Genomic DNA, 22,834 nt, shown 5'->3' with positions numbered 1-22,834 from the left:
GGTTCATATAACTAACAATACATATTCTATATATAATAACATTAGGAAATTATGAAAAAGAATATCATATATAGTCTGCTTCTCGTTGTGGCAGTGTTATTTGCCGGTTGTGAAGACAGACTCGATATAGCAAAGCATGGCAATATGGGTGGTCAGGATGATTTCTACAAGACCAATGAGCAGACCGAGCAGGCGGTGGCTGCCATGTATAGCCGTGTGAAGGGATTGTATTATACTTGGTTCTTTACCAAGAATATGCTTTCGGATGATGCTTGGTGTGGCGGTGGTAATCGTGGCGACAACAACTCATACGAGCAGTTGAATGAATATACCTTCGATTCTAGCAACGGTAATATCGAGGGCCTGTTCTCGGGCCTCTATGGTGTCATCTATCAGTCAAACCTCGTCATAGAGAAGGTGGCTAATGATACGGAAGTCAAGAAACGTGCCATAGCCGAGGCTTATTTCTTCCGTGCTTGGGCTAACTTCGAGCTGGTTACTCTTTGGGGTACAGCTCCATTGGTAGATCATCTCTTGGCTACAGATGAGTACCGTCAGCCAAACAGTACTCCAGAGGCACTTTGGGCTGTTGTGGAGGCAGACTTGAAAGAGGCTATCGGTATGAATGCCTTGCCTTCCAAGAAGAACAAGGACGATCAGGAGACGGGTATGCGTGTTACCCAGGAAGTGGCAAAGGCTTATTTGGGCAAGGCTTATCTCTTCCAGAAGAAGTATCAGGAGGCTGCATCCGTACTCAATGAGGTGGTGGATTCCAAGAAGTACGACCTCTTCCGTGGCGACTATGACATGCAGTTTCATGCCGTCAACAACAACAACTGTGAGTCTATGCTCGAATTGCAGTGGCGTAACGACCAGGAGCAGACTTGGTCCCAGATGGACATGACCTTCCTGATGCAAGGATGGCGTACTGGCAATATGACGCTCGAAGGCAAGGCTGCCGACGAAGTTGCTCAGGGAACCTACGGCTTCTTGAACCCTCGCAAGTCTCTCTATGATGCATTTGTAAAAGCAGAGGGCAAGAATGGATATCGTTTGCAGAAGACCCTGCTCAACAGTAATCAGATAGCAGCATACGGTGTGAAGTTGAATCCTGGTCAGAACATCTATGGATGTGAAGGATACCTCTTCTTTAAGAACCGCTTATTGAAGAGTGACAACATCATGGATGCCTCCTGGTTCCAGGGATTTCAATATACCGACCGAAAGATTATGCGTTATGCCGAAGTTCTCCTCCTGGCTGCCGAGGCAAACCTGGAGGCTGGCAACACAGACGTAGCGCTGAGAGACATCAATGAGATTCGTATTCGCGCCAAGGAAACTCCATTGACTAGCGTTACCTTGGACGACATCAAGACGGAGAAGCGCTTGGAACTCTGTCTGGAAAGTACCCGATTCCAGGACTTGGTACGTTGGGGTGATGCCAAGAAAGCCTTGGCTTCACAGGGTAAGGAAATTCCTAACTACTCTTCCAAGGGCGTAAGTTGGGATTTCTCCAATTCTACTTTCGGATTCCAAGACAAGCACATGTTGCTTCCTATTCCTTTGAAGGAAAGAGAATTGAATCCTAATATCCAGCAGAATACGGGATGGTAATCTTCTAATTAACTGATATTTAAATGATATTGATATGAAAAAATATATAGGTTCAATATTAAGTCTGTTTATTGCAGGGCTGTGTTTCACAGCCTGCGATAACGATGCTCTTGATGGTATGCAGGGAGTATATGCAGATATGCAGAATTATACATCGCAAGAGGCTACCGTGCAGCCTACCACTAAGTTAAAGAAAGGCTTGAAGGCGCTCAATGTAGATATAAAAGATGTAAAGGGAACTGCCATTCAGATTAGTTTTGGTAGTACCGAGTGGATTCTTCCCGCTGCCTCTTATACCGTAGCTGAGACCGTGGCTAACAAAACTTGTATGGTCAAGGTGAATGGTGAGGCAATGAAGAGTGGCGACATCGACGTATCTCTTATTGGGGGCAAGTATTACTTGAACGGTTTGTTTGCCAATGCCGCCGGTCAGCGAGTGAAGTTGAATTATGTAGGAGAGCTTGCCTTCGTCGTGGGACAGGATGACCCAGAGGCATCGGGCTATACTCTTACTATCGCTCCAACTCAGATTGTCGATTGGTCAACGGGTGCTCCTGTCGTCGTGAATCCTAATGCTACCAAGTATATCATCTCTATCAAAAATCCAGCAGGTCAGCCTGCTGCTTATCTGGAAGCCGTGAATGCCAATCAGCTCGGTCATACAGACTTGGCTGGTGAATATACCATTCAAGGGAATGCTTCAGAGCCTTGGTTGATGGGCAATGGTTATGCTTTCCCTCAATACGGTTTCATGGGTGGTAGTTACTTCGTGGATGAGGCTGGTGTCGCGCAATACATCACGGCAGGTAAGATCATCATCTCTACCGTTAAGGATGCAGAGGGACAAGACTTATTCTCATTCGAGGGCGCTGACCTTGAAACCCAGAGTGGTGTAGATGGAGCGGCTGGTAAAGGATCATTTAAGATTAAGTTTGCTGCCATCGCCAAGTAAAGCCTTGAATAGGAAGGTAGATACCTTTAATCAAGCAATAGTTTTTGAATAATCAACAGTTATTGAAAAAGATAATAGAGTTTTGGTAATTAATATAAAAAGTAAAACGTTATATCCAATGAAAAGATTTTCGATATTAGCAATAACATTGTGTGCGATTGGTGGATCTGCCTTCGGACAGCAAGCCTTGTTCGGAGGACAGATGCCTCTATCTCCTGAGATTCATGCAGACAAGACCGTTACTTTCCGCTGCATGGCACCAGAGGCACATAAAGTACAGATAACAGGTGACTTCTTGCCAACTAAGAAAGTTGATACCCCGATGGGTAAGTATGATATGCCTGGAGTAGCCGATTTGAAGAAGGATGAGAAGGGTGTGTGGTCTTTTACAACCACTGCTCCTTTGGCACCAGAGCTTTATAGCTATACAATGATGGTGGATGGCGCCAGTGTTACCGACCATCTCAACGTCTATACCGTGCGTGACATCGCCAACGTTTCCAACTATTTCTTGATAGGTGGGGGAAAGGCAGATCTCTACAAGGTCAACAAGGTAGCGCATGGAACCGTATCAAAGGTCTGGTATGATGATGCCAAAGCTGGCCTTACTCGTCGTATGACAGTATATACTCCCGCAGGTTATGAGACCAGCAAGCAGAAATATCCTGTGCTTTATCTCTTGCATGGCATCGGTGGCGACGAGGAAGCGTGGATGGATTTGGGACGTGCTTCGCAAATCCTCGATAACCTCATTGCGCAAGGCAAGGCGAAGCCAATGATCGTCGTCATGACCAATGGCAATATCTCTCAGGAGGCAGCTCCAGGACAGACTTCGGATAATCTGATAGTTCCTACATTGGGATTGCCTAAGACCATGGAGGGCTCTTTCGAGGTATCTTTCCCTGAGGTAGTGAAGTTTGTGGATGCCCGTTATCGCACTTTGGCAAATAGTCAGAACCGTGCCATAGCAGGTTTGTCTATGGGTGGATTCCATTCCCTCTATATTTCCATCAACAATCCTAAGACCTTTGGTTATGTGGGGCTCTTCTCGGCAGCCATTGGCAAGGAACAAAGAAGTGGTGGCGCCAACGAGTACATCTATGATAACTTCGACAAGAAGTTGGCAGACTTGTTTGCTGCCAAGCCAAAGCTCTTCTGGATTGGTATCGGCAACACCGACTTCCTGTTTAAGGACAATACCGCCTTTAGAGAGAAACTGACCAAGAACCATTATCCGTTCACCTATATGGAGACCGATGGCGGTCATATCTGGCGCAACTGGCGCATCTACCTGGGTGAGTTTGCCCAGAAAATCTTTAAGTAATTTCAAGCAACATCATAATGAAAAAGATAACATTTTTGGCAACAGCCTTGCTCTTGAGCATGAGCAGCTTTGCACAGCAAGCTTTGTTCGACAACGTACCTGTGGTATCTCCAGAGGTAAACGCCAACCATACAGTAACCTTCCGTCTCAAGGCTCCCAATGCACAGAAAGTGCAGATTACGGGCGACTTCTTGCCTACCAAGCAGATTGATACCCCTGTGGGAAAGTATGATGCACCGGGAGTGGCAGACTTGGTGAAGGATGACAAAGGAGTATGGAGCTTTACCAGCACTAATCTTTCTCCTGAGCTTTATTCTTATAATCTCATCTTGGATGGTGTGAAGATTGTGGATCCTGGAAGCGTCTATATCACTCGTGACATCACTTCGGAAACCAATATTTTTATCTTGTCTGACAAGAAAGGCGACTGTGGTGACCTCTACACCGTCAATGAGGTGCCTCATGGCAATGTGCAGAAAGTTTGGTATGACAGTCCTACGCTCAAGATGCAGCGTCGTATGACGGTCTATACTCCAGCAGGTTACGACAAGGGAAAGGATTACCCAGTGCTCTACTTGCTTCATGGCGCAGGTGGTGATGAGGATGCTTGGACAACCTTGGGACGTGCCTCCCAGATTCTCGACAACTTGATAGCTACAGGCAAGGCTAAGCCTATGGTCGTGGTGATGACCAATGGCAATCCTAATTGCCAGGCTGCTCCAGGTGAGTGGTCGGCAGGTCAATACATTCCTTCTTTCTATGGCTATCAAGGTGCCAAGGCGGTGGCTACGATGGATGAGAGCTTCCCTGATGTGATGAACTATGTGGAGAGCCATTACAAGGTGGGCAAGGATAAGGCGCATCGTGCTATCTGCGGTTTGTCAATGGGTGGTGGACACTCCTTTGACATTTCTCGCCGTTTCCCTAATAAGTTTGATTACGTTGGTCTATTCTCCGCTGGTTTGCATGTGGGAAAGACTGGCGATTTTCGCACCGATTTCTATAAGATGCTGCAAGAGGACGAGGAGGCGAAGCAGCAGTTGGCAACCTTGTTTAAGAACAAGCCAAAATTGTATTGGATAGGTATGGGAAAGACCGACTTCTTGTATAAGAGTACAGCCGGCTTGCGTCGCTATTTCGATGAGAAGGGGTATAAATATACCTATATGGAGACCGAGGGCGGCCACATCTGGCGCAACTGGCGCGTCTATCTCACAGAGTTTGCACAAAAGATTTTCTAACGACATAAACGATTTGATAATATGATAAAAATTAAGAAAGTAATGATTACCACTTGTGTGTTCTTGGCTTCGACTACATTGTGCCCAGCCCAGACAACACCCAAGTTGGGCGTTTCTCCTATTGAGGATGTCATCCAGGCTATGACCCTTGATGAAAAGATAGAACTGTTGGTGGGCTCTACTGGCAAAGTAAAATCAAACATGACGGCTACCATCGGCAACCAAGGTCAGTTGGTGCCTGGTGCCGCAGGACAAGTGAATGGCATCGAGCGACTTGGTATTCCTACTACCGTAGTGGCAGATGGACCTGCTGGTCTGCGTATCGATGCCAAGCGCAAGGATACCAATAAGACATTCTACTGCACTCATTTCCCTGTGGCTACCGTGATGAGTGCCACCTGGAATGCCGACTTGGTTCACTCTGTGGGTACTTCTATGGGCGACGAGGTAAAGCACTATGGTGTGGATGTCCTCTTGGCTCCAGCCACCAACATCATGCGCAACCCACTTTGCGGTCGTAACTTTGAGTATTATTCAGAGGATCCATTGTTGGCAGGTAAGATTTGCGCAGCTATGGTGAATGGTATCGAGAGCAATGGCGTGGGAACTTCCGTGAAGCACTTTGCCTTGAATAACCAGGAGACCAATCGCACGCGAAACAATGTCATCGGCAATCCTCGTACTTTTAGAGAAATCTATCTCAAGCCATTCGAGATTGTGGTGAAGGAGTCTCAGCCTTGGACCATCATGACCTCCTATAACCTCATCAATGGCACGATGTCGAGCGAGCGTTGCGACTTGGTGACTGAAATCCTTCGCCATGAGTGGGGCTTCAAGGGTATGGTGATGACCGACTGGTTTGGTGGCATCAATGCCGTGGCACAGATGGAGGCAGGCAATGACCTCTTGATGCCAGGAAAGGCGGACCAATGTGACGAGATTCGCAAGGCGGTGCTCAATGGTCGCTTGTCGTTGGAAATCATCGACCGTAACGTGCGTCACATCCTGGAATATATCATGGAGACCCCAAGATTCAAGCAGTATGTGGCTGACAACAACCCAGACTTGAAGGGACATGCCGAGGTGGCTCGCAAAGCTGCTACCGAGGGTATGGTATTGCTCAAGAACAACAAGAATACCTTACCTATCATCCAGAAAGTAAAGAACATCGCCCTCTTTGGTAACACCTCTTATGATTTCATCGCTGGCGGTACTGGTTCTGGCAATGTAAATCATGCGTATGTGGTAAGTCTCTTGGATGGCTTGAAGAATGCTGGCTATCAGGTGGATGGGGCTATCCGCAAGGCTTATGAGGAGTATGCACCTAAGGCAAAGGAGTCTCTTCCTAAGCCTGAGAATCCATTAGAGGCTTTCCTTCCAGGACATTTTATCCCGGAAATGAGCCTTGCTGAGTTGGATATGGCTGCTGCCGTGAAGAACAACGACATGGCTATCATCACCATTGGTAAGTCATCTGGTGAGTTCTTGGATCGTCATCTCTCCGACAACTTCAATCTCACCCAGGCAGAGAAGGATATGATAGCAGGTGTTTGCAATGCTTTCCACAAGGCAGGCAAGAAGGTGGCAGTCATCTTGAATGTTTGTGGTGTAATCGAGACCAAGAGTTGGATGGCAGCTCCTGATGCAGTCTTGTTGTCTTGGTTGCCTGGTCAGGAAGGTGGTAATTCCGTTGCCGACATCTTGACGGGTAAGGAGAATCCTTCTGGTCGTCTGCCAATGACATGGCCTGTTAGTTATAATGATGTTCCTTCCAAGGACAATTTCCCTTATCCTGATGATGTCAAGGTAAAGGATGTAATTGGTATGTTCATGGGCAAGGGCATCGGTAGCAAGGGTAACGTGAAGAATGTGGATTACACCGAGTATAATGATGGTGTTTATGTAGGTTATCGTTATTACCAGACTAAGAATGTGCCTGTATCTTTTCCTTTTGGTTATGGTATGAGTTATACTACCTTTAAGTATGGCAAACCTGTGGTAACGAAGGATGCACAGGGCAATATCAAGGTCCTGGTGACTGTGAAGAATGCTGGTAAGGTAGCTGGTAAGGAAGTTGTTCAGGTATATGTGGCAGCTCCTGGCAAGGATATGGATAAACCAACCAGGGAACTTCGTGGTTTCGCCAAGACTAAGAATTTGCAGCCTGGTGAGTCGGAGACAGTTACTATCGACATCCCATACAAGAACCTGGCTTCTTTCAATGAGGTTGATAGTCAGTGGCAGGTTGAGGCTGGTAATTACAAGGTGATGGTGGCAAAGAATGCTGCCGATCTCAAGCCTCTCACTACCGTGATTACTGAGGAAGCTGGTGTAACCGAGAAGGTTCGCCCTTGCTTGCTCAAGGAAGTAAAGTAGCTCTATTAAAGATAAAGCTCAATAACAAAAGAGCTTGATGGTAATAAAGCTTTTAATGATATATAAAAAGAGGATGCGCTATCAACTGACGGCGCACCCTCTTTTTATATTTTATGGATTTTTGTAAGTCTCTGCACGGTTATACTATCCAGAGATGGAATCCCTTTGATTCCAAAGCCTCCTTGATTTCTTTTACATGTTCCTCGTCTCTTGTCTCCATGGTGAGGCGGAGCACGCAGGCATTCACCTTGTTGCGGTTGGCAGAACGGTCGTGGTGAACACCGGTGATGTTGCCACCCAATCCGGCGATGACAGAGCAAACCTCTACCAATTCGCCCGGTTTGTCATCCAGCTCCATCTCGATGGTGCAGAGACGGCCGCTCTTGGCAAGACCACGGGTGATGACACGGTTTAGGATGGTTACGTCGATGTTACCGCCACTTACCACGCAGATGGTTTTCTTGCCCTTCACCGGAACCTTGTTGTACATCACGGCTGCCACGCTGGCCGCACCGGCACCTTCGGCTACCATCTTCTCGCTCTCTATGAGTTTCAGGATGGCTGCACAGATTTCGTCCTCGCTCACGGTTACGATTTCGTCTACGTAGTTGGAGCAGGTTTCAAAAGTAATCTTGCCCGGTTCCTTTACGGCAATACCATCAGCAACGGTCGCTACAGAAGGCAACTTCTCCTGTTTATGATCGTGCAGACTCTGTACCATACTTGCTGCTCCTTCTGCCTGAACACCATATACCTTGACGTTAGGATTCAGCGACTTGATGGCAAAGGCCACACCAGAGATAAGTCCACCGCCACCTACAGGAACGACGACAGCTTCTACATCAGGCAACTGGTCGAGAATCTCCAGACCGATGGTGCCCTGACCAGCGATGACATTCTCATCATCGAAAGGATGTACGAAGGTATAGCCATGCTCGTCCTTCAGTTGCAATGCCTTCTGGTAGGCATCATCATAGACACCAGGTACCAGACAGACCTCTGCACCGAGACGCTTGGTGGCTTCCACCTTACTAATAGGAGCACCCTCTGGCAGACAGATAAGACTCTTCACTCCCATGGCGGTGGCACCGAGAGCTACACCCTGAGCATGGTTGCCCGCAGAACAGGCTATCACACCCTTCGCCTTTTCTTCATCGGTGAGTTGTGAAATCTTATAGTAAGCACCACGAATCTTGAACGAACCCGTCTTCTGGAGGCACTCAGGCTTCAGATAGACATCACTCTCTGGGTTGATTCTTGGAGTGTGAACCAGCTCAGTCTTTCTGATAACTTTGCTCAGCACGAAGCGAGCCTTATAGAAATTGTCTAATTGTAACATAACTGCTGATATGCTTTTATTTGTTATGTGTGCAAAGGTACACATAATTCTATAAATAACAAGAATAATTATATCTTTTTTATTTTATAAACAAAAATAAAACGCTTCTTTTCTCTTGTATTTGAGGAAAATGTTGTATTTTTGCCACCAATTGTTTGAGACGAAATGAATATACCTAAATGAAAAGTGAGGTTTTCTGCGTGTTTTAACGATTTGTGACTTTTAATTCATGAATACTTGCCCTCTGTCTGATGATAAAAACCTACTTTTGCAGTCGGAATGAGACAGGCAGGTTTTGCATGAGATAATTGGTATCCTGTATCTTTATACAAAGGTACTCGCATAGGTAATTTCTGCATCTCATTTTAATGTACTTTTTGATAATAAATAGCTAAAAACAAAATGAAGAAGAAACAAACATTTTGTTCTGCCATTGTACTTTCTGCTGGTGTAGCTATGGCTGCATCTACGGGAGTCATCGCTCCTGAAATGAGAAATACTGAGGGACAGACTTCTGAGATTTCTACTGCTTTCAAGAAAAAGGTGAAAGCGGTAAGTGATCATTCCAATGAGGCGAAAGAGGTGACTCCTACTGAGGAGAGTGTGACCAGTCCTATAGAAGGGGTAATCAACAATCAGTTTGTGGATGAGGCTACCATGAAGGGTGACCTGATGAATATGTTGGCTAAATTCTCCAAGTATCTGAAGAATGACTTCCAGGATTGTGCTGCGCCAAATTCTGTGAATGAGGTATGTGGTGCTTTCAAGTGTAATAGTACCATGCAGAATAATGAGGACGGTGTTCGCTCCAATGCCGACCTCTCCATGATTTCTGCTTTCCTCGTAAAATATGGTAAGGACAAGGTGACTCTGCCTGAGGGCGTTACTTGGGATGACCTGGAAAAGATGGCGATGAAGAGTCTGGTTTTCGCTTACTCTACCCATAAGGCAAATAAGTTGAAAACCTGTTCTGGTAACAACTACTGGGGTTCTACTTCCGGTAGCGATTATGTTTGGGAAAGTTCACTTTGGGCGATGTCCGTAGCTTATTCCGCTTATTTCCAGTGGGATAAACTCTCCGACAAACAGAAGGGATATATCGAGAAACTCCTGAAGGCTGAATGCAATTATGAGTTGAATCGCACGATACCTACCGGTTATAACGGGGATACGAAAGCTGAAGAGAATGGTTGGGAGGCTGATGTGCTGGCTGCTACATTGGGTCTGTTCCCTAATGATGAGATGGCTCCTAAGTGGTTTGAGCGCCTCCGTGAGTTTGCCATCAACAGTTATTCTCATAAGAATGATGCCCATAATACGACCGTTATTGATCCGCATTATGACAAGAAGACCGTGGCTGACCTCTATAAGGGACAGAATCTTTTTGACGACTATACGCTCCAGAACCACAACTTTTTCCATACGAGCTATCAGAACGTAGTGATACAGGAGTTGGGCGAGGCTGCTCTGGCGCTGAAACTCTTCCAGCAGAAGACCATCGGTGAGGAGAAGTGGAAGACCAATTCGCTCATGCACAATAATGACAAGGTGATGAAGGAGGTGCTCAACTGGCTGGCTCTGGCAGATGGTGAACTGGCTATGCCTAATGGTAATGACTGGAGCCTCTTCCTTTTCGACCAAATCACTTCATACACTACCAATGCGTGTTTCCTGAACGATCCAGATGCGCTGATGCTTGAGAACTTGGCTTACAAGAATATCAAGGCACGCCAGACTACAACGTCTGACGGATCCTGGCTGTTGCGCTCTGATATCGGAGCACGCCGTATGGGTGTAGAAGCTCACCGTGTGATGATGACCTGGCTGATGCATGAGGCCATATCTACAGCAGATGTAACCCCTACAGATTGGAATGCGTTCAACCAGCGTTATGCTGCAGCCCGTATATTCCCTTGCCAGAATATAGTCCGTGCCTCTACTGCCGACCGTTTCACCTGTTTCTCATGGAGTGCAGGTAAGGGCAGTTATACCGGATACATTGCAGCCAACAGTGCGGATAAGAACAAGATGATCGTACCTTACCGTGAGAACAATACCGGTAACTTCCTCGGTAGTTATCAGGTAAGTGGTAAGAGTACAAACGCCACACCTGTAGTCAGCGGCATCTATAATCTCCGTGGCAACAGTTATACGATGAACGGCGAACTGAATATGAATGACGGAACGCTCAACAATCGTTTCGCCATCTATTCTACTCCAGGTAATGCTGTCATCTATACCGATTATGTGCGTGCCAATGCAGCTGCCACCATTACCAAGGATCAGGGAGGTCTGATGGCTATCAGTACCGACGAAATGACGCGAACCAAGCGTACGCTCTATTTCGACAATGCCAAGAATCAGGAGACGGGTATGACCCACAAGCAGAGTGATGGTTCTCAATTCCTCACCATGAATACCAACTGGGTGAATATCGATAATGCTCTGGGTGTTGTCAACGTAGATGGTAAGACCATGGGCTTTGGAAACCGTGCCAACAACAATTCCGTGAATACTTCCAAACTCTATGCTTCTTATAGCGACAAGAGTAAGGATGTGAAGGCTGGCGACATTGTAGATAAGCGCAATATCATCTATTATAGTAATGTGAATGCTGAAAGTACCCGCAAGCTGATGCAGAAGGCTATCAGTTTGAAGGAGATGGTAGCTGAGGGATGGAATGGTGTTATCGCTACAGACCCTGATGGTGCTTCCTACATGCTTTTGTCTAACTTCTGTGGTGATACCCGATGCCAGTTGAAGAATGTGCAACTCAATGGTGCAGCGCCTGTATTTACGGTAGAAACCAATATTGTGGATTCCAAGGCAGATGCCACTTTCCTCTTGGACGTCAATCATTCCAAGGGCGAAATCTTAGGCTTCACGGTCAAGGGCTCCGGTTTGCAGGCTATTCAGGATGCAGAGGATTCCACCAAGGTTTATCTCAAGAACCTGCAGGCATCAAGTATCAAGGTGACTTTGAATTATAAGGCTAAGAATGTAGAGAAGTCCATCACTCCTACTTTAAAAGCCAACCAGGTGATAGCCGTTTATTATAATGATAAGACCGGTGAACTGGTAGTTACATTGTGAATGGGAAGAAAGTCGTTCAGAAATAATCGGAAGTCATTAGAAGATTTCCTGCGATCCTCAGAAATCATAAGACAATCATCAAAAAAGTTGGTTTCACCCAGAATGAAACCAACTTTTTTCTCATTTCTCATTTGTAATTTCTCATTTTATAGTCTTTCTCATTTCTCATTTCTCATTTCCAGAAAATGGTTCAGCGCAGCAGCCACACCATCTTCTTCATTGGAAAGAGTAACGTAGTCAGCTTCCGCTCTTACCTCAGGAGCAGCATTAGCCATAGCCACACCGACACCGGCAAGTTTGAGCATACTGAGGTCATTATATCCATCACCGAAGGCTATCATGTCTGCAGGAGTGAGATTGATTTTACCCAATAATCTCTGCAAAGACTGTGCTTTGTCGATGCCGTTAGGAACCAGTTCCAGGAAGAAAGGAGCCGAGCGGAAAACAGACATTTTGTCGCCTACAATGCCAGAGAGTTCTTCTTCTGCCTTCTGCATGTCGGTAGGGTCGCCAGTCATCAGGAGTTTGGTAGGATGAGGCTCCAGCGCATCAAGCAGTTTTTCAACCTTCCGAATGTTCATCTTGTTGATGCGGGATTCTTCCTTCACATACTGGTCGTCTGGTATTTCGGTGATGATCTCATTGCCGGCATATCCTAAGAGTGCATAGTTCTTTTCCTTGGCATACTGATATAATAAAGGTATCACGCTATCTGGCAGATATTGTGAGAAATATTCCTCACCGGTCTTGGCATCCACAATCTTTCCGCCATTATAGGAAAGAATGAATCCTCCTCGTTTTTCCAGTTCAAGACATTCTGCTACTGGTTGGATACCGTATGTAGGGCGCCCGGAAGCTAAAATGATGATAGCACCATTGTCTTGAGCTTTCAGGAGAGCCTGACGGGTGCGAGGTGTCACCACTTTCTCGTGGTTGGTCAGCGTGCCGTCGAGGTCGAGAGCGATGGCACGATAAGGAATCTTTTTATTTTCCATTATGTTTTTTCTTTTATGATTTTATTTTCTTTGATGAAGTTATTTCTATGATGGATAGTGCGACTGCTATAGATGATAGAGGCTGCAAAGTTAAGATAAAAAAAGGAGTTTGGGAAACTTTTTTGTGAAAATCTATTCATTTCTCATTAAATAGTTGTACTTTTGCAGCAACTTTTCTATTTTTTTATTTAGATAATCATGACATCAATATTTATATTACAGTTGATTTGCTGCATCATTACCGGCATGTTGGGCTTGCATATAGCAATGGCTTCTCTGCAAGTGAGATGGAAGGTAAGACGCTACGAGACCTCTCGGTGGTTGCTTTGTGGATCAATGGCCGTATTCTGCATACATTACTTCTTGCAGATGACTCAGGGATTTCGTGCCCAAGGTGCTGATGTGGGGGCAGTCGTTAATATCATGTTCTACACTCCCGTGGTTTTTGCCATCACCCTATCCATCATCAATATGGAGAGCACAAGAAGCGTCATGCGTCGCTATTGTTTGCGTAGTGCGGCTGCCTATGCGCTGATTGTCGCCATCTTCATCTTTGGCGTTTTCAGCAGCAAAAGTCTCCATCTGGGCGGTTTGTTATACGTGATGCTCGCACTCTTTATGGGAAGTATGGCATACTTCATCTATGCCAGCTATTCTGAGGTACTGAAGCGCAAGAAAAAACTGTTGGAGGAGTCGGCTGGCGATCTTCTGCCACACGTTCGATATGCACGATCCAGTCTTGTATTGGTATGCGTCTCAGCAGCCTTTCTGCCTATAGTCATTCTCTTCGACACCTTATTGTTGCTGGTAGGTCCGCTGATTTTGCTTGCTTTCATATTCTTTGTATATAGTTTTATCTCGTTGGGCTATTATATTACACCTGGTGAGAATATACAGGAAGAACTGGAGGATCAGGAAGAACTGGAGGAATCAGCTACATTGACAGATCAGCTTGCCTATGGAGATCAGCAGGATGCCGTGGCTGATGGACAGGCAGATTTGAACATTTTCTCCCAAAAACGGATGAAAGAGATTGGAGCAGCATTGGAAAAATGGTGTGATGACAGAATGTACAAAGACTGCAATGTCACCATATATTCGCTTGCTGCCAACTTGGGTTGTAAGAAGAATGAACTTACCGAATATTTCAATCTTTCTCAGCATACCAATTTCCGTACATGGCTCAGCGATATCCGCTTTAATGAGGCGGTTCGCATGATGAAGGAAAGACCGGATTTTAGCAATGATGCCATATCTACTGAGTGCGGATTCTCATCCCATACACAGATATACCGCATTTTCAAGCAAAAGACAGGGCTGTCGCCTAACCAGTGGCGCGAACAGATGATATAGCTTTAATGGTTAATAAATGTTTAAAAAGGTGTTGCATTCCTACGAATGCAACACCTTTTTTGGTAGGAATGCAACAACAACCATAGGAATGCAACACCTCTTTTTGGATTTTTACTGCTACCTTTGCATTAAAACTTAACAACCGAAAGCTAAAGATTATGATACAAGACCAACAAAACTCTCTTTTTTCTGTGTCCTATGTCATCGTGGTCATCGGAGTCATGGCGGTGGTGTTTTCTATATCCATCGTCTTTATGATGGCATACGACTATCACATCTATCTGGCCGGAAATAGAAGAAGGAAATTCAGTTTCGCTGATTTCATCAAGCGCGAGCAGTATTATCTCTATATCCTTGTATTCTTCCTGCTAATTATAATAGGTGAATTGTTGAGGAATAACCTCAGGTAATACCTTTGTCTGAATGTTATGATGCAGAAGAAATTTTTCTTCATGAACGCTTGTTAGTTTACATATTATTTAGTATCTTTGCAGCCGCAACTCAATAAATGTAGTTTTAACACTATAAGCAACTCTTTTATGTTTGGGCTTGTAAGGATTGAGCTTATTAAAAAAATAAGTATATGGAGTTCTTGATGTGTATTATGACATAAACAACAAAAACAATAATAACACTAACTTAAAAGAAAATCATGAAGATGAAGATTACATTCAGTTCTTTGTTGCTGGCAGCGTTGGCATGGGGAACACCTCTCCAGGTTTCTGCCGCAAAGAAGGCTGCAACCAACAAAAAGTTTGCAGGTTATCTCTTCGCTTATTTCGAGGGAAGTGGCAACCAGCAGGAACATCTGCGTTTTGCCATCAGTGAGGATGCCAAGAACTGGTATGCGCTCAATGACAACCAGCCTGTCATCGCCAGCGACTCTATCAGTACCAGTGGCGGTATTCGCGACCCTCATATCCTTCGTGGTGGAGATGGCTGCTATTACATCGTGGCTACAGATATGAACACCGTGAAGAATGGATGGAAAGATAATCCGGGCATCGTATTGATGAAATCAAAAGATTTAGTGAACTGGACGCACTCTAAAATCGTGTTGAAGGAAGACTACAAGGAGCATTTCAGCGATGCCTATTGGGTATGGGCTCCACAGACCATCTATGATAAGAAGGCCAAGAAGTATATGATCTATTTCACCCTTCAGCGTACGGGCGATGGCAGAAAGAGTCTCGTTACCTATTATGCTTATGCCAACAAGGACTTTACGGGTTTCGAGAGCGAGCCAAAGGTACTCTTCAATGCCAAATATGGTTGCATCGATAACGACATTATCGAGCGCAACGGCGTTTACCACATGTTCTATAAAGGAAACATTAAGAATGCTGAGGGCAAGGAAATCCAGAATGGTATCCAGCAGGCTACTGCCAAGAGCCTGAAGGGACCTTGGAAGGAGGACTTCAAGTTTATCGATGCTTACGCAGATAGCAAGACCGGTGTGGAAGGTTCCGGTGTATTCAAACTTAATGACAAGAATGAGTATGTGCTGATGTACGACCTTTATGGTTCAGGCCGTTATGAGTATCAGATTTCCAAGGATCTGAATACTTTCTCTACCAAGCCCGAGTCTTTCCGCAAGGATTTCTTCCCTCGTCATGGAACGGTTTGTTCTGTAACCAAGGACGAGATGGAGAGATTGCAGCAGAAGTGGGGCTATGTATTGAAGCACGATTTCGTGGCAACAGGCAATCCGCTCTTCTCTCATATCCATACTGCCGACCCTGCCGTTTTGGTAGATAAGGACACCTTGTGGCTTTTCGCTGGTCATGATGCCAAGGGTAATCATCCAAGATACGAGATGCACGACTGGAAGATTTTCTCTACCACCGATATGAAGCATTGGACCCAGTATCCAACCCCACTGATGGTTTCTGATTTTAAGTGGGCAAAGAGCAAGCAGGCTTATGCGGGTCATGTGGTGGAAAGAAACGGCAAGTACTACTGGTATGTTTCAACCAACTGGTGTGGCATCGGTGTGGCAGTGAGCGATAAGATTACGGGTCCTTACAAGGATGCGTTAGGCAAACCGATGCTCACCAACAAGGATTGCTTCGATTCCAAGCACAGTTGGGCTTGCATCGACCCAGCCATCTTCATCGACGATGACAATACACCTTATATTATATGGGGTAACGGACAGTGCTACATCGCCAAACTGAAGGATAATATGGTGGAGATTGATGGCGAAATCAAACGCATCGATGTAGGAACCGAGTTCCCATTCACCGAGGCTCCTTGGATTCACAAATATGGCAAGAAATACTATCTGAGCTATGCTTCGGGCTGGCCAGAGAAGATAGCCTACGCCATGGCGGATAACATCATGGGACCTTGGACAGCCAAGGGCATCATCAGTGAGATTGCCGGCAACAGTAATACCACTCATCCTGCCATCGTCAACTATGACGACCAGTGGCTCTTCTTCTCTCATAATGGTGCCTTGCCTGATGGCGGAAGCTACAAGCGCAGTGTTATCATCGAACCGATGGCTTACAATGCCGATGGAACCATTCGTCCTATCGCTCCTACCACCAAGGGAGCCAGCGGATTGGGCAATCCTATCCTGCCAGGCTTCCATGCCGACCCGGAAATCCTGTATTCCAACAAGACAGGTAAGTACTACATCTATTCTACCACCGATGGAAAACCGGGCTGGGGTGGATATAAATACTACGTATATTCTTCTGCCGACCTGAAGGAGTGGAAGAACGAAGGTGTGCCGCTCGATGCCAAGAGCGACCAGATTTCCTGGGCTAACGGCAATCTCTGGGCACCAGCTGCCATCGAGGTGAAACAGAAGAACGGCAGCTACAAGTACTATCTCTATTTCAGTGCCCGTCCTAATGACAACGGCAGAAAGCAGATGGGTGTAGCGGTTTCTGATTCTCCTACAGGTCCATTCGTTGACCTGGGTCACCCTCTTCTGGCGAAGAATCATCCAGGTTGCAACGGTCAGCTCATCGATGTGGATGTCTTCATCGACCCAGTATCGAAGAAGCCTTACCTCTATTGGGGCAACAGTTTCATGGCAGGTGCCGAGTTGGAGCCAAGCATGACCAAGATTAAGGACGAAACCGTGACCGTGATGACTCCAAAGGGTGGAAGCCTGCGAGACTATGCTTATCGCGAGGCTCCATACGTGTTCTATCGTAACGGACTCTACTACTTCATGTGGTCGGTGGATGATACGGGTGCAGCCAACTATCATGTGGCTTACGGAACATCCAAGTCTCCGCTCGGACCTATCGAGGTTGCGAAGGATCCTATCGTCCTGATTCAGGACCCTCAGCACGAGATTTATGGCACAGCCCATAACTCCGTAATCCAGAAGCCAGGCACGGATGAGTGGTACATCGTTTATCATCGCATCAACAAGGATTACATCCATTTCCAGCCAGGTGTTCACCGTGAGGTTTGCATCGACAAGTTGGAATTCAATGCAGATGGTACTATCAAGCGAGTTGTGCCTACACATGGAGGAATCCAATAAAAACATATAAACAGAATTTCATACAATTCCTTTCTTACAATCCCCTGCAGAAATCCTGATAGGAAATCCTGCAGGGGATTGTTTTTGCCATATATTCCGCTGAATTGTATATTTAGGTTAAAAAATGACAAGAAAGTTTGGTGGTTTGAAAGGAAAAACGTATTTTTGCGAATGAAAAGAGGATTTTTAAGTAGAAGATAAATCAACGTTTAAACAAAAAATAACACTATACTGGCAAATAGAGTTACCCCGACAACATGATGGAAATATATTTTCGTTTGATACAGTTTTCCTTAGGACTTTATGAAGGAAAGGAGTTCTTGGATGGAACAGCACTGACAGGTTTCGACTGGAAGGCTTTCTTCGATTTCGTCAAGAAACAAACCTTGGTGGGAATCGCGATGGATGGAGTCCAGAAGTTGCCTAAGGGAGTAGCTCCTACCGAGAACTTGTTGTTGATTTGGTTCGGACTGAGCCACAAGCTCATGATGCGCAATAGTATCCTGAATAAAGCCACAGCGTATGTATATAAGAAAATAAGAGAGGCAGGTTATCCTTGTTGTATTCTGAAGGGCCAGGGCAATGCTATGCTTTATCCCCATCCTGCTTCGAGAACTCCGGGTGATGTGGATGTGTGGGTAGATGCTTCCCGCGAAGAAATCCGTTCCTTGGCTTGTTCTCTGGCGAAAGATAAGGGGTATGTAAGCGATGAGAGTCTCAATCATGTGGGACTTTTCATCAATGAAATAGCCGTTGAACTTCATTCCACTCCTGCCATCATGGCCAATTTCTTCTATAATCACCGTTTGCAGAAATGGCTGAATGAGGAGAAGGGAAGACAGTGCAGCCATCTGGTTAGTTTGGGCAGTCGTCCGGTTTCATCTGGTAGCGATGCACAGAAGGGACTGGCTGAGATGAAGGTTGCCGTTCCTACGGCTTCTTTTAATGCAGTCTATCAGTTGTATCATCTCTATCATCACTATTTCTATGAAGGAGTAGGGTTGCGTCAGGTGCTTGATTATTATTTCGTAGTGACGGGTTTGATGGATGAATTGGAAAAACTGCAGACGGGTTCTGCTATTTCAGATTCGGAAAATCATTCTTCTCTGACTGAAATCCAGCAGACGTTGAAGCAGTTAGGATTATGGAATTTTGCAGGAGCGATGATGTATGTTTTGCGTGAAGTGTTAGGACTTTCGGAGGACAAGATGTTGGTTCCTGTAGATATCCGACGGGGCGAGATGTTGCTTCATGAAATACTTGCTGGTGGAAATTTCGGCAGGTATGACAGTCGCAATGGTCTTGGAAATGGTTTTATTGGTCATAATTTGCAGCGTTTATGTCGCGACTTGCGATTCCTGCGCTATTATCCAGCTGAGGCTCTGAGCGAACCTCTGTTCCGCATCTGGCATTATGGCTGGCGCCATTTCCTGCCAAAAAGGACATTAGAAATGAGAAAGACGATAAAATGAGAAATTAGAAATGAGAAATTAGAAATGAATATGAAAAAATGAATATGAAAAAATGAATATGAAAAAATGAAAAGAGGATGTGTCATGGACTTTGACACATCCTCTTTTCTCATTTTATCATCTTTCTCATTTGTCATTTCTCATTTCTCATTTGTCATTACTAATTTAAGCTTCCATGAACTTCTTGGCAGCTCTGAGCTGGTGTCTCATCACGCTCAGGAATTCCTGACTCTCTTGGAGGATGTTGAGATAAACCAAGGAAATCTGCATCAAGCTATTATCCTTCATGTTCTGCAGGCGGTCGATGTGTTTCTTGCGAAGCACTGAAAGTTCATCCTTGCAGGCATCAGCCTCGGCCAGAATCTCACGATAGTTCTCATATCGGTTGGTCTCAATTTGTTCGCAACTCATCTTCATCAGGTCATTGATCTTCTGACGTACAGGAGCAAACTCGTTGATGTATTCAGTTGGCAAAGGATTGAAGTTGTTGTCCACGTGCTCCTTCACCGGGTCGAGCATACGGCGGAGAGAGTAGATGAACTGCTGGTTGCTGTTGGCGCCCAGATGGAACCAGGTGTTGCGCTCGATGGCAATCTCCATAGGAGAGCGTTTCAGACCGAGCATCTCCTGACGGCGGAATTTCTTCAGCATGTCCTGCTCTTTCTTCAGTTCCTTGTTGGCATGGCGAAGATCACGGGTGCTCTCGCTGGCAAGACCATCTACGATGAGATTGAACTCATATAGGGCGAATTTGCAAACGAAGCTCTGGGTGCGAGATACCTGGCGACGAAGCAAATCCCATACAATCTCTGGGTCGTGGGAGCGCATCATCAGCTGGAAGGTGCTGCCCTTGCTTTCCTGCTTAGCCTTCTTGTTGTACTTGATATTGCTGCGGATGAGCAAGAAGATGACCAGAGCCATGAAAGCACTCTGAACGAGGATGCCACCGAAATGCATGGTCATACAAACAATGGCGCAGACTATGAAAGCAACACCAGCTGTGATAAACCAACCACCGATAACACTCAATACACCTGTTACACGGAATACGGCACTCTCGCGGCTCCAGGCTCTATCGGCAAGTGAAGAACCCATTGCCACCATGAAGGTAACGTAAGTGGTAGAAAGAGGCAACTTGAGGTTGGTACCGATGGTGATGAGCATAGAAGCAAGTACCAGGTTGACTGCAGCGCGAACTACGTCGAAAGCAGCACTCTCTTCGAGTTCTACGGCATTCTTATCGAAACGGGAATTGATCCATCTTTTCAAGGAATTTGGCAGATACTTGTTGAGCCAAGAATCTGTAGCCTGACAGTTGCGCACGATGACACGGGCAACAGAAGAACTGCCAAACATCTCATCGCCTTCATCCTGACGGCTCAAATCTACAGAAGTCTTGATCACATTCTGTGCCTTCTTAGAGGTTGCCATTGCAACAATCATCACGAAACCGGCAGCGAGGAGATAGACAGGAGTGGTCTTGGCACTCTCCATCAATGAGGTCATCATAAAGCTGTCTGGTGCAGCGCCGTTGGCATTTGCCATATAGTCATTGTAAGAAGAAAGACCAGCCAGAGGCACACCGATGAAGTTGACAAGGTCGTTACCTGCGAATGCCATAGCCAGGGCAAAGGTACCCATCAGAACGGTGAACTTGAAGATATTGACGCGGCAGAGGTGGAGGAATTCCATCACGATGGCAGAAACCACGAAGGTAATGACAAGCAGCAACCCGATGTTCTGGTCGATATAGTCGCGCCACTCACTTGGCAGATAAGGACTCTTGCCGAGACCCTTCATGAAGATGAAGTAGGAGAGGGCCGTGAAAGCGATTCCACCAAAGATAGCGATGGAATAGCGGGAATGCTTTTTGTAATTGAAGGTGAAGACGATACGGGAAATCCACATCACGAGTACACCGAAAACAAAGGCGATGATGACAGATGAGAAGATACCCATGATCACCTCCAAAGCCTTGTTGCTGTTGAGCAATACACCATAGTTGAGGCTATCGTCACCGATCATCTTGAGAGTGGCAAGGATAAAGGCACCTCCCAACAACTCGAATACCAAAGACACGGTAGTAGAGGTAGGCATACCTAAGGTGTTGAACACATCCAGTATGATAACATCAGTTACCATGACGGCAAGGAAGAGCGTCATCACTTCTTCAAAGGTAAAGTGGTCCGGACTCATGATGCCATGACGGGCGATGTCCATCATACCTGATGACATGATAGCACCGAGAACCACACCGCAGGAAGCGATGATCAGCACCGTGCGAAACTTAGCCACCTTAGCACCGATGGCAGATTGCAGAAAGTTGACAGCATCGTTGCTGACTCCCACAAAAAGATCAAACACTGCCAGACAGAGCAGGAAGATCACAATACATAAATAAATTGTACCCATTTATTTCTATTTAATATTTATAATGATTATCTGATTTTACAATCTATCCATTTCGTGATGATAAGAAATCTATCATTCGGCTTTCTGCCTGAGGCATTCCGCCTCTGGTTTTCCGGGTGCAAAGGTACTATGGGGATATTACAGGCGATTTAAACAGATATTACAATCCGGTTAAAATGTATTTCTATTGCTTTTTCAGGCACCGTCTCATCATAGAAAAAGCGAGGATTACACCAATTTCTCTGTGTAATCCTCGCTTTTTAGTGACCTTCATATAGCCCATCCACGATACTGTCGGCAAGTGAGATGTTCGGCACCATGATGGTGTCGCATTCCAGATACTCGCATGCCCGGATGAAGATTTCGGCAGCAGGAATGATGACATCGGCACGGTCTTCCTTCAGCGAGAAGGAAATCTCACGTTCCTCGATGCTCAGCGGCTGCATCATCTGGTAGAGACGCTTCAGTTCGCTGAGGGACAGTTCCTTGCCGTTCGTCTTGTTGTGGCGGGCCAACTTGTTGAGCTTGTTGATGTTTCCACCAGAACCGATGATGCGGATATTGCCATATTCCTTGGCATATCTGCAGAGGTTTTCCTTAAACAGTTTTTCTGTATCAGCCGTCACCTTCCCACTCAGCATTCTCAGCGTACCCATGTTGTAGGAGAAACTTTCAGCCAGCGTTCCGTCGTGGATGATGGAAACCTCGGTGCTTCCACCGCCCACGTCGATATAGGCGAAGTTTCCCTCATTAGAGTCGGTCTTCTCCACCAGGTTGTTGTAGAGCATTTGCGCCTCCTCCTGTCCTTTGATAATCTCGAGTTTGATGCCGGTCTGCTTTTCTATTTTCTTCAGCAACTTCTTGCCGTTTTCAGCATCTCGCATGGCAGAAGTGGCACAGGCACGGAAGGCATCCACATCGTTGAGTTTCATGAATTGCTTGAATCCCTTCATCATGTGGAGCATCATCTTCTCCCTTTCCTTGGAAACCTTGCCGAGGGTAAACACATCCTTACCCAGGCGCAGCGGAATGCGGATGAACATGATTTTCTTGATGCGGTCTTCCTCGCGTGGTGCTTCCGGATCAAATCGCTTGATGAGTAGTCTGGCTCCGTTGGAACCAATATCGATAGCTGCTAATGTTGTCATTACAATT

The 22,834-nt window shown here is 45.9% G+C and carries 13 protein-coding genes and 2 pseudogenes; 11 read left to right on the top strand and 4 right to left on the bottom strand.

Going from position 1 to position 22,834, the window contains the following annotated elements; genetic code table 11:
• Nucleotides 1–51 precede the first annotated feature (51 nt).
• The 5 genes from KUA50_RS07680 to KUA50_RS07660 all read left to right on the top strand — a co-directional run bounded on the left by KUA50_RS07680 (nt 52) and on the right by KUA50_RS07660 (nt 7,507).
• Complete coding sequence (locus KUA50_RS07680) at nt 52–1,614, top strand: RagB/SusD family nutrient uptake outer membrane protein (protein ID WP_218456844.1); 1,563 nt, start codon at nt 52–54, stop codon at nt 1,612–1,614.
• Between the two features lie 34 nt (nt 1,615–1,648).
• On the top strand, nt 1,649–2,566 hold the full coding sequence (locus tag KUA50_RS07675; RefSeq protein WP_218456845.1) for a hypothetical protein: 918 nt from the start codon (nt 1,649–1,651) through the stop codon (nt 2,564–2,566).
• Between the two features lie 118 nt (nt 2,567–2,684).
• Nucleotides 2,685–3,890, top strand: coding sequence for an esterase (locus tag KUA50_RS07670; RefSeq protein ID WP_218456846.1), 1,206 nt, complete (start codon nt 2,685–2,687; stop codon nt 3,888–3,890).
• A gap of 17 nt (nt 3,891–3,907) precedes the next feature.
• Nucleotides 3,908–5,131 (top strand): esterase, encoded by a 1,224-nt coding sequence (locus tag KUA50_RS07665; protein ID WP_218456847.1) that lies wholly within the window; start codon nt 3,908–3,910, stop codon nt 5,129–5,131.
• 30 nt (nt 5,132–5,161) lie between these two features.
• Nucleotides 5,162–7,507, top strand: a complete 2,346-nt coding sequence (locus KUA50_RS07660) for a glycoside hydrolase family 3 C-terminal domain-containing protein (protein ID WP_413777454.1) — start codon at nt 5,162–5,164, stop codon at nt 7,505–7,507.
• 139 nt (nt 7,508–7,646) lie between these two features.
• Here the strand turns inward: KUA50_RS07660 and ilvA are convergent, their stop codons facing one another.
• On the bottom strand, nt 7,647–8,846 hold the full coding sequence (ilvA, locus tag KUA50_RS07655) for a threonine ammonia-lyase (RefSeq protein WP_218456848.1): 1,200 nt from the start codon (nt 8,844–8,846) through the stop codon (nt 7,647–7,649).
• A 402-nt stretch (nt 8,847–9,248) separates the two neighbouring features.
• Here ilvA and KUA50_RS07650 point away from each other — a divergent pair, with 402 nt between their 5' ends.
• On the top strand, nt 9,249–11,939 hold the full coding sequence (locus tag KUA50_RS07650) for a hypothetical protein (protein ID WP_218456849.1): 2,691 nt from the start codon (nt 9,249–9,251) through the stop codon (nt 11,937–11,939).
• Nucleotides 11,940–12,097: 158 nt separating this feature from the next.
• Here KUA50_RS07650 and KUA50_RS07645 read toward each other — a convergent pair whose 3' ends face one another.
• Nucleotides 12,098–12,919 carry a Cof-type HAD-IIB family hydrolase gene (locus KUA50_RS07645; protein ID WP_218456872.1) on the bottom strand — a complete coding sequence of 274 codons (822 nt, stop codon included), beginning with the start codon at nt 12,917–12,919 and terminating at the stop codon, nt 12,098–12,100.
• Between the two features lie 213 nt (nt 12,920–13,132).
• On the opposite strand from KUA50_RS07645, the gene KUA50_RS07640 reads away from it, so the two are divergent.
• The 5 genes and pseudogenes from KUA50_RS07640 to KUA50_RS07625 all read left to right on the top strand — a co-directional run bounded on the left by KUA50_RS07640 (nt 13,133) and on the right by KUA50_RS07625 (nt 19,267).
• Nucleotides 13,133–14,287 (top strand): helix-turn-helix domain-containing protein, encoded by a 1,155-nt coding sequence (locus KUA50_RS07640; protein WP_218456850.1) that lies wholly within the window; start codon nt 13,133–13,135, stop codon nt 14,285–14,287.
• A gap of 158 nt (nt 14,288–14,445) precedes the next feature.
• Entirely contained in the window at nt 14,446–14,697 is a 252-nt protein-coding gene (locus tag KUA50_RS07635; protein ID WP_118120354.1) for a hypothetical protein, read from the top strand.
• 242 nt (nt 14,698–14,939) lie between these two features.
• Nucleotides 14,940–16,757, top strand: a pseudogene (locus KUA50_RS16875) (family 43 glycosylhydrolase); the annotation flags it as partial.
• Nucleotides 16,758–16,859: 102 nt separating this feature from the next.
• Nucleotides 16,860–17,795: pseudogene (locus KUA50_RS16870) on the top strand (family 43 glycosylhydrolase); the annotation flags it as partial.
• Between the two features lie 260 nt (nt 17,796–18,055).
• Entirely contained in the window at nt 18,056–19,267 is a 1,212-nt protein-coding gene (locus KUA50_RS07625) for a nucleotidyltransferase family protein (RefSeq protein WP_318346078.1), read from the top strand.
• Between the two features lie 165 nt (nt 19,268–19,432).
• On the opposite strand, the gene KUA50_RS07620 is transcribed toward KUA50_RS07625, so the two are convergent.
• On the bottom strand, nt 19,433–21,679 hold the full coding sequence (locus KUA50_RS07620; protein ID WP_218456852.1) for an inorganic phosphate transporter: 2,247 nt from the start codon (nt 21,677–21,679) through the stop codon (nt 19,433–19,435).
• Nucleotides 21,680–21,939: 260 nt separating this feature from the next.
• Nucleotides 21,940–22,827 (bottom strand): Ppx/GppA family phosphatase, encoded by an 888-nt coding sequence (locus KUA50_RS07615; protein ID WP_218456853.1) that lies wholly within the window; start codon nt 22,825–22,827, stop codon nt 21,940–21,942.
• Nucleotides 22,828–22,834: the final 7 nt, after the last annotated feature.

Origin of the sequence: Segatella hominis (assembly GCF_019249725.2) — a bacterium.
Taxonomy (GTDB): domain Bacteria; phylum Bacteroidota; class Bacteroidia; order Bacteroidales; family Bacteroidaceae; genus Prevotella.
The sequence above is the reverse complement of the archived record's forward strand: the minus strand, read 5'-3'. Positions and strand labels throughout refer to the sequence as shown.

Bases quoted from the DNA above. Each gene is read 5' to 3' on its own strand.
- KUA50_RS07680 (WP_218456844.1), top strand. From the start codon at position 52: ATGAAAAAGAATATCATATATAGTCTGCTTCTCGTTGTGGCAGTGTTA.
- KUA50_RS07675 (WP_218456845.1), top strand. From the start codon at position 1,649: ATGAAAAAATATATAGGTTCAATATTAAGTCTGTTTATTGCAGGGCTG.
- KUA50_RS07670 (WP_218456846.1), top strand. From the start codon at position 2,685: ATGAAAAGATTTTCGATATTAGCAATAACATTGTGTGCGATTGGTGGA.
- KUA50_RS07665 (WP_218456847.1), top strand. From the start codon at position 3,908: ATGAAAAAGATAACATTTTTGGCAACAGCCTTGCTCTTGAGCATGAGC.
- ilvA (WP_218456848.1), bottom strand. From the start codon at position 8,846: ATGTTACAATTAGACAATTTCTATAAGGCTCGCTTCGTGCTGAGCAAA.
- KUA50_RS07650 (WP_218456849.1), top strand. From the start codon at position 9,249: ATGAAGAAGAAACAAACATTTTGTTCTGCCATTGTACTTTCTGCTGGT.
- KUA50_RS07640 (WP_218456850.1), top strand. From the start codon at position 13,133: ATGACATCAATATTTATATTACAGTTGATTTGCTGCATCATTACCGGC.
- KUA50_RS07635 (WP_118120354.1), top strand. From the start codon at position 14,446: ATGATACAAGACCAACAAAACTCTCTTTTTTCTGTGTCCTATGTCATC.
- KUA50_RS07625 (WP_318346078.1), top strand. From the start codon at position 18,056: ATGGAAATATATTTTCGTTTGATACAGTTTTCCTTAGGACTTTATGAA.
- KUA50_RS07620 (WP_218456852.1), bottom strand. From the start codon at position 21,679: ATGGGTACAATTTATTTATGTATTGTGATCTTCCTGCTCTGTCTGGCA.
- KUA50_RS07615 (WP_218456853.1), bottom strand. From the start codon at position 22,827: ATGACAACATTAGCAGCTATCGATATTGGTTCCAACGGAGCCAGACTA.